Annotated in this window: 9 protein-coding genes; 8 read left to right on the forward strand and 1 reads right to left on the reverse strand. The window is 65.0% G+C overall.

What is annotated here, in order from left to right:
* The 6 genes from HUX88_RS31605 to HUX88_RS31630 all read left to right on the forward strand — a co-directional run.
* Window positions 1-418, forward strand: a 418-nt coding sequence (locus HUX88_RS31605) for a hypothetical protein (protein ID WP_301549508.1), incomplete at its 5' end; no start/stop codon positions are given.
* A gap of 4 nt (window positions 419-422) precedes the next feature.
* Window positions 423-626: a hypothetical protein gene (locus HUX88_RS31610; RefSeq protein ID WP_176364344.1), complete on the forward strand. Its 204-nt coding sequence runs from the start codon at window positions 423-425 to the stop codon at window positions 624-626.
* Window positions 626-1,261, forward strand: coding sequence for a hypothetical protein (locus HUX88_RS31615; protein ID WP_217916524.1), 636 nt, complete (start codon window positions 626-628; stop codon window positions 1,259-1,261). Before HUX88_RS31610 ends, HUX88_RS31615 begins: the two co-directional genes overlap by 1 nt.
* Window positions 1,262-1,330: 69 nt before the next feature.
* Window positions 1,331-1,573, forward strand: coding sequence for a hypothetical protein (locus tag HUX88_RS31620; RefSeq protein ID WP_176364346.1), 243 nt, complete (start codon window positions 1,331-1,333; stop codon window positions 1,571-1,573).
* A 9-nt stretch (window positions 1,574-1,582) separates the two neighbouring features.
* Window positions 1,583-2,128: a hypothetical protein gene (locus HUX88_RS31625; protein WP_176364347.1), complete on the forward strand. Its 546-nt coding sequence runs from the start codon at window positions 1,583-1,585 to the stop codon at window positions 2,126-2,128.
* Window positions 2,125-2,832: a hypothetical protein gene (locus HUX88_RS31630; RefSeq protein ID WP_176364348.1), complete on the forward strand. Its 708-nt coding sequence runs from the start codon at window positions 2,125-2,127 to the stop codon at window positions 2,830-2,832. The genes HUX88_RS31625 and HUX88_RS31630 overlap by 4 nt, the downstream gene beginning before the upstream one ends.
* On the opposite strand, the gene mobQ is transcribed toward HUX88_RS31630, so the two are convergent.
* Complete coding sequence (gene mobQ, locus HUX88_RS31635) at window positions 2,829-3,836, reverse strand: MobQ family relaxase (protein ID WP_176364349.1); 1,008 nt, start codon at window positions 3,834-3,836, stop codon at window positions 2,829-2,831. The genes HUX88_RS31630 and mobQ overlap by 4 nt on opposite strands.
* A gap of 184 nt (window positions 3,837-4,020) precedes the next feature.
* Here mobQ and HUX88_RS31640 point away from each other — a divergent pair, with 184 nt between their 5' ends.
* Window positions 4,021-4,344: a mobilization protein gene (locus HUX88_RS31640; protein WP_217916525.1), complete on the forward strand. Its 324-nt coding sequence runs from the start codon at window positions 4,021-4,023 to the stop codon at window positions 4,342-4,344.
* 649 nt (window positions 4,345-4,993) lie between these two features.
* Window positions 4,994-5,229: helix-turn-helix domain-containing protein (locus tag HUX88_RS31645; RefSeq protein ID WP_176364350.1), on the forward strand; the 236-nt coding region annotated here is incomplete at its 3' end.

Genomic DNA, 5,229 nt, shown 5'->3' on the forward strand with positions numbered 1-5,229 from the left:
GGAGGAGAACTGGATTCAGTGCGTCTCGATGGGCGGCGCTGGCACCGTCAACGCCTACATCGTGAACGACCAGGTGGCATGGGGTGAAAAGCGCGACAACATGCCGCGCCTGTCGCTGTTCACCGCTCGAGTGATCGCCGACATTGACGACCAGAGCGAAAGCACGCTGAGCCGGTCTCAGCTGCGCAAAATCCCGGTGATCTACCCCAACGAACGGCAGCTGCCGAGCGGCCCAGGCGCTGAACCGCCAAGCCAACCGGCCATCCCTGGCATGGAACCGGACCTCCCCGCCTTGTCCGGCGAAAACCCCGACCCATGGGCGCACCTACGCGGTGCCAGCCAGGCCGAACTGGAGCACGCGGATATGCAGCTGCGCATCGAGCTGGAGAAGCGCGGCCAGAAGCGCCTGACGGACTGACGCCATGGACTACAGCTACGAAATCACCCCACGCGCCGCCCACCTGGGCGGCGGCTGGCGGCTGCGCCTCCTGGAGAACGGGGAAGAGGTCGGCGGCGGCGTGTTCCCTCCAGTTGAGGGCATCGAAGATGCCGGGGAAGCCCTGCAAGCGGCCTTCCTGGACGCCGAAGAGACGGCCTACGACTGGCTGGACTCCAGGGAGGCATGATGGACCCGCAGAAGATGCTGGGCATCCTGCTGCACACGACTGAGCAGCAGTCCCAGACCACGGACAAGCTGCTGGCCGAGCTGCGCAACCACGTGGCCGCCCTGGAGGCGGCCACCAAGTCCGCCAAGGACGCATCCCCGGCCATCCAGAAGGCCGTAGGCGATGCCGCACGCGATGCGGTGAAGGATTCCCTATCCGAAGCCCCAAAAACGTCCCTGAGCGCGTTTAACGAGGCCTGCAAGCCAGTTTTCAAGGCCCTGCGGGAGACAACTCAGGCCGTGAACGATGCCGAAGGCCAGCTGCGCAGCGCGGGCGCGTGGTTCGGCTGGAAGGTCGCCGGCATCGCCGCCGGCCTGGTGGCCGTCGCCGGCGCGCTGGGCTGGGCTGGCATCGCCTGGGAGCGGCACCAGGTAGTCGCCCTGCAGGAGCAAAAAGCGGCGCTGCAGGAGGACGTGGCGCAGCTCAACACCCGTGTGGCGGAGCTGGAGAAGCGCGGGGGAAGGATCAGGTTCAACACCTGCGGCGGGCGCACCTGCATCGAGGCCAGCACCAACCAGGGCGGCGAATTTACCAATTGGGCGGGGCCCTGGAAGAACGACCAGGGCACGCCACTCGTAATCCCGAAAGGGTACTAAGCGGTAGGCCGGAGGTGCGTCAACACCCCCGGCCACCTAAACCACCAACGATTGAGAAGGAATCGTCACATGGCTTCGACCGAAGTTTATCACCACGACATCATTACGCAGTGCCAGCACGAGCTGGCCCAGCTTCTGCAACCACGCCCGGAGTTTTCCGATCTAATCGATGACCTCGATCCGCACGTGTGCTCACGTGCCGACCTGGTCGCAGCGATCGAGGCCGCGCCCTCGCGTGAGCTGCGCCTGTACCTGTACGCCACGTACCAGTTCCGGGAGATGCTCGCGCTTGCCATCGGCGCGAAATTCTAAGGGGCATACATGGACAAAAATACAAAAGAAATCGAGGTAGTCCGGCTCCTGGCCGACAGCGTGCACGAATCCGCCGAGCTGGCCAGCGCGCTCTACGAGCAAGACCGGCTCTACCGGCGCGAGGATCTGCACCAGGTGCTGGATGCCAAGCGCCTGGAGTCGGCGCAGATCATCGCCGAGCTGTTCCTCAAGGCCGCGCAGCTGCGCGACGCGCAGCACCTGCGGGCGCTGCTCGATGCGCTGTTCGACGCCTGGGAGGCCCGCCGCAAGCGCCGCCAGTTGGCGCGGCCTGGCGCCGCCGCCCTGGGCATCAGCGGCGCCGAGTTCTTCCGGCGCCAGCAGCGTATGACCGAACTGGTGGGCTTCCTGGCCATGGAAATCCTGGCCGTGGCCTTCATCCTGGCGCTGAGCAAGCGCGGCGGCGGTGATGATGGCGGCGGCACGGCCGCCTACCTGGTCAAGACGGTACCGGAGCTGCGGCCGCCTTGCCCGATCCAGGAAGACCAGGGCGACGTCGACCAGGAGCAGGAGTACGACCAGGAGGGCCAGCGATGACGGCCCGCATACTGCACCTGGTAGAGCAGGAAGGCACGCCGGTCACGGCGGCGCTGAACGCCGAGCTGTGGGAGCTGATCAAGCTGGACACGGAGCCGGTGCCGGTGCTGTTCCGGGAGTACCAGAGCGACTGGACGACCGGCTGCTGCTCCCCGAACGACCTGACCGAAAGCGGCGAGATTGAGGTACACAAGGCGCTCCAACACCAGACCTGGGAGCGCACTTTGCCGATGGCAAAGCGTGACCTGGTGGCGGTCTACCTGCATGAGCTTGCCCACCGGCTGACGCCCGATCACGGCCACGATGCCGTCTTTGCAACGGTCGATTTCGCTCTGCTTATCCGGGCTATGCCCGCGCATCACATCCTGGCACTCAAGGCCCTGAAGCTGTACGACTTCCAAGACCACATCAAGAGCCATGAGGTCAGCCTGGCCGACGCCGCCGCCTTCGTGATGGAGCATGGCCCTGCACTGGCGGACTCCGATCTGCCGGTGTCTGCCCTGGCTGCCGAAGCTGAGGCCCGCTTCGCACGGTTCCGGGCCGAACTGGCGGAAGTGAAGGCCCAGCCACAACGTGAAGCCGCGCTGCTTGACCAGGTCGAAGACCTCAAGCGAGAGCTACGGATGGCAAACCAGCTTCGCCACATGGCCATGGTGGGCGTTGTCATCGTCACCGCCCTGGCTGTGGTGCTGCGGTTCCACTAGCCCAAGGACGGCCCGTCTCGCTCCTTCTTCCGCTCTGGCTTCGGTGTCGCCAGCTCGATCACAAACGCCCTGGCCTGTTCCTTGGCCCGCTCGATGCGGGCCTGCTCTGCCAGGTCGGCCTTGAACTCGGCCACCGCGCCCGCTGCATACTCCCGCGCCGCGGCGACATACAGCCGGTCACGGTCGGCCTTGGCGGCCTCCAGGTTGCCCGACAGGTCGAGCACGATCCCATCCAGCCTGGACGCCAGGCGCTCCGCTTCCCCGGCCTCCTTGGCCGCCGCCAGCTTGGCGGCCACCTCTTCCTCGATCCGCTCAGTGACGAGGGCTTTCTTGCCGCGCCGCTCCATGGCCGTCACCGATGGGCCTACGTGGCTTGTCGGTATGCGGTCGATGCCCTGGGCTTCCAGGCTGCGGTGGTCGATGGTCGCATCGATCCCATTTTCGCGTAGGCGCTCGTTGGTCAACTCGGCCCACCGCGCCCGCCACAGCTCCGCAGGGTTGCCGATCTTCTGCCGCTGGCAGTGGATCGGGTCAAGGTCGGCGGCCTTCTTGCCGAAGCCCGCCGCGCTGATGGTGCACGCCGACAGCATGATGTGGGCGTGGTGGTTGCGGTCGTCGCCTTCCTTGCCTGGGAGGTGGATGCACACATCGGCGGCCACGCGGTAGTGGTTCGCCACCTCCCGCGCAAAGTCCACCGCCAGCCGTTCGCGCTCCTGCGCGGACAGCTCGGCGGGCAAGGCCACCTCCAGCTCACGCGCCACCACGGCATCGCCGCGCTTGTGGTGCTGCTCCACTCCGTTCCACAGGTCGGAGCGCGACAGCTCGGCGCACCCTTCCGGCAAGACCAGCGCCGACGACTCGACACCGGCCTTGCGTCGGTAGTCGTGCACCTCGCCGGTACGGCGATCAACGATCTCACTTGCGGAGCGATAAGCGGCGGCAGCGGTCGAACTTCGACCGGCTGACCTGCTTATCGTCTTCATGCTCATGTGATAGATCGCCATGGTTTTCGCTTTTTTGGTTTCCCCCCGCAGGGGGCGCACGTAATCCCGTAGGGATTACTCTAAGTGCGCCCTTGGTCTTCGCTTTCGCTCAGACGGCGGGCTTACTAAGCCAACATTATATCTTGCTTTACAGCACCATTACGCAAAGATAGAATCGCATGATCCGAAACCACAAGGGCCGATCATGGCGACGACAATCGAAAAAGCAGAACAGCGGGTGAAAGACCTGGAAGAGAAGCTCAAACAGGCCAAGGCACTCAAGCAAAAGGCCGAGGCGCGAGTACGGGCCGCTGACGCAAAACAGAAACGCGCCGATGACACGCGCCGCAAGGTGCTGGTCGGCGCGTATCTGCTCCAGCAGATGAGCGCCGATCCGTCCATCCACGCGTCGGTACTGAAAGGGCTGCAAGGCTTCCTCACGCGCCCGGACGAGCGGGCGCTGTTCGGCCTGGAGCCGAATGCCAGCACGCCGCCAGCAGCCGGAAACGAAACCGCGCACGCGGGCTAGTGGCAAGTCCGAGAGCTAACTGGCCGCCCTTGCCGCGCGCCCGTCGGCGCTTGGTTCCGGCTCCAATCTCGCTGCGCGAGACGCTGCGCGCCCCTCCGGGGTTGGACCGGCAGCGTTACGGGGGTTTTTCCGATGAATCGGAAAACCTGAACCCCCGGCCCGCGACGGTCGCCGACCATCGTCTGGAGGCCAACAACCGGCCCCAAAAAACCCCTCCGGGGCGATTTGAGTCTGAGGACCGAAGCCCGAAGGGCGAGGGAGCGAAGACCGCCCGTACAGGGCGGCCCCGGGCGTCCTGGCGGCCCTCAAGGCCGTCCAGTCCGTGGCCGCCGCGCACCGTGGGGGCCTTTCCTGCCCCCTCCGGGGGCCTAAAGCAGTCCACTCCGTGGAGTGGAAAAGCTGAACGAAAGGCAGATCAAGAGGGAGGCGACAGAAACCCAGCATTCATGCGGGTTTCCAGGGGGGGGGTAGGACACCAGGTGACCGGGGGGTAGGACACAAGCTGTGCCGGGGTTCTGCCAATAAAAAGCATTGCCTGTCCAATTTTTTACATTTAGAATGGGTGTTAGTTGGACTGCCGATGTAAAAAATTTGCACGCTATGTCCTACCCCCCGGACAAGCTGTGCACCCCTTGTGACAGGAATCGCGATGAAGAAGCTAGGCACTTACGTTGACACCAACCCGAAGACTTGGGTTCAGACAGAGCGGGCCGCCCATGAAGCCTGGGGCCTGCTGAGCATGAAGTCACCCAGGGCCGCCGCCCTGCTGCACCAGCTCGTGGCGAACATGGGCTCTCAGAATGCCGTGGTGGCCAGCCAGGCCACGCTGGCCAAGATGCTCCGCTGCGACCCGCGCACCATCCGCCGCGCCATCGAAGACCTGGT

The organism is Duganella sp. BJB1802 (assembly GCF_013369445.1).
GTDB classification, from domain to species: domain Bacteria; phylum Pseudomonadota; class Gammaproteobacteria; order Burkholderiales; family Burkholderiaceae_D; genus Rugamonas; species Rugamonas vulcania_A.